The sequence below is a fragment of the Mesobacillus sp. genome, from assembly GCF_049588175.1.
GTDB lineage: Bacteria > Bacillota > Bacilli > Bacillales > Cytobacillaceae > Mesobacillus.
Genome location: NZ_JBAVFI010000236.1, coordinates 1 through 1,670, shown reverse-complemented (window position 1 = coordinate 1,670; position 1,670 = coordinate 1). Strand labels below are relative to the sequence as shown.

The window sequence follows — 1,670 nt, the reverse complement described above, 5'->3', positions numbered from 1 at the left end:
TTGCTTGTGCGTATATTGCTGTTGCTTTTAAGAGATCTTCTATAATCATGTATTCGTCTTTTTGGTGGGCGATATCTGGTCTTCCTGGGAATAGCGGGCCAAATGCTACTCCGGATTTCAATGACCTGGCATATGTGCCTCCGCCAATGGAAAGTAACTCTGCTTTTTCACCTGTTTGCTCCTCGTATACCTTTTTAAGGGTTTGAATGAGGAAGTCGTTTTCATCAACATGATGTGGATTTGAGTTAGAGAAATTTTCAATCGTAATCCCTTCTGCTTCCAAAAGGCCATTAAGAATTTCTTTTGTTTTTTCAAGCTTTGTCGTTACTGGGTAACGCATATTCAAGCCGGCGCGCCCGCCGTTCTCTGATGAATAGGATAGCTTACCAACGTTAATCGTCAAGTCTCCCGTAATTTCATCCGTATAGGCGATGCCGATCTCCTTGCCTCGGGAATCCTTGCCTAAGTATTTTGAGACAAATCGAAAGAACTTGCCGCTATTTCCGTCAAGGTTCAGCTGTGAGAGGAAATTTGCCATATGCAGTCCGGCGTTTTTACCGTTATTAGGTTCCATTCCATGAGCAGAAACCCCTTCAAGCTCAAGGATTAGCTTTCCATTCTCGACATGCGCTTTTCCCTCGAGTTCATTTTGTTTTTTATAATCTTCAAAACGCTGGACAAGGTCAGTCTGTCTCTCCTGAACCACCAAACTGGCCTGGGCAAAGTCGGGTACCATGTTATAGCGTCTTCCAGAAGAGAACTCGATCACTTCTGCATCATAGTCTGTATTTTCAGTTCCTGCAGGCTTGTATACTAAATCATAGTCTGCGATTCCTTTTTCAGCATAGATAATGGGAAAATCAGCATCTGGCGCAAAGCCCATCGCTGGCATTTCTTCGTGCTTAAAATAATGGTCTACACAGCGCCAATTACTCTCCTCATCTGTACCGATAATCATCCTTACCCGTTTGTTCAGCGGCAGACCCAGCTCTTTAACGATTTTCATTGCATAATATGCAGCCATTGTTGGACCTTTGTCATCAATGGCTCCACGCGCGAAGATTTTCCCATCACGAATTTCTGCACTAAACGGATCGCTTGTCCAGCCATCTCCCTCTGGCACGACATCAACATGGCAGAGAATACCGACAATTTCATCGCCTTGTCCAAACTCAAGATGGCCCGCAAGGTTGCCAACATTTTTGGCTGTGAAACCATCCTTTTCACCTAATTGAAGGAGAAATTCTAACGCTTCTTTTACACCTTCTCCTAGTGGTGCCTCTGGAGTGGCATTTTCTTCATCAAGTACGCTTTTTATTTTCAGGAGTTCCTGGGCGTCTTTTATCAAATCAGCCTCTCTTTTTTCTACTTCCTTCATCCATTGGATTGTAGTCATCTTCATGCCTCCCATATTGCAATTGTATGTAATTATGTTCTCTTTTGGATGCTATTTCCCTATTAGAGGAAGTTTAAGCAGCTCAATAAACTTATTGTACCTCAAATCCGTCTGATATCTCCTTTAGAAAACTTGAATTTATTTTACTCTTAATTGACTCCTGTCGTAAACTCTGTGGAATTTCAGGCTCTATTGTTGAGAAAGCATTTTCGGCCATTCCTAACCCTGAGATACTTTTCTAAATTTTCAATCTTTTGTCATAAATAGCCTGTTT

General features: G+C 42.2%; 1 protein-coding gene. It reads right to left on the bottom strand.

Annotated features, from left to right (window positions below):
- On the bottom strand, positions 1 to 1,396 hold a 1,396-nt coding region (gene pepV / locus WB217_RS05895; RefSeq protein ID WP_423991560.1), incomplete at its 3' end, for a dipeptidase PepV.
- Positions 1,397 to 1,670 lie beyond the last annotated feature (274 nt).